Here is a 286-nt window from a genome sequence, read left to right as displayed (position 1 = left end):
GATTACGTGTTACCAAATAAATCGTTAGCGGATAAGGATTTAGATGCAACCTACTTCCAGCACATTCCGTATTTAGAAAAAGAAATGAAAGATAAAAAATATGATTTTGAAATAGCAGGGAAAATTCACTTGGAACCAATTGGTGTATATTCTCAAAAATATAAGAGCTTAAAAGAACTTCCAGACGGGGCGACAATTATTATGAGTAATTCCGTTACTGACCATGGACGTGGTTTAGCAATTTTACAAAAAGAAGCCATTTTAAAATTTAAAGACGGAGTAGATC

The 286-nt window shown here is 33.2% G+C and carries 1 protein-coding gene; it reads left to right on the top strand.

The features are described 5' to 3' along the window. The coding region (locus tag ACSG5Z_RS31780) for a MetQ/NlpA family ABC transporter substrate-binding protein (RefSeq protein WP_435712940.1) at nt 1–286 on the top strand (286 nt) is incomplete at both ends.

This window comes from Bacillus pretiosus, from assembly GCF_051294775.1.
Taxonomy (GTDB): Bacteria; Bacillota; Bacilli; order Bacillales; family Bacillaceae_G; genus Bacillus_A; species Bacillus_A wiedmannii.
Note: the sequence above shows the minus strand (reverse complement) of the source record. Positions and strands in the feature narration are given on the sequence as shown.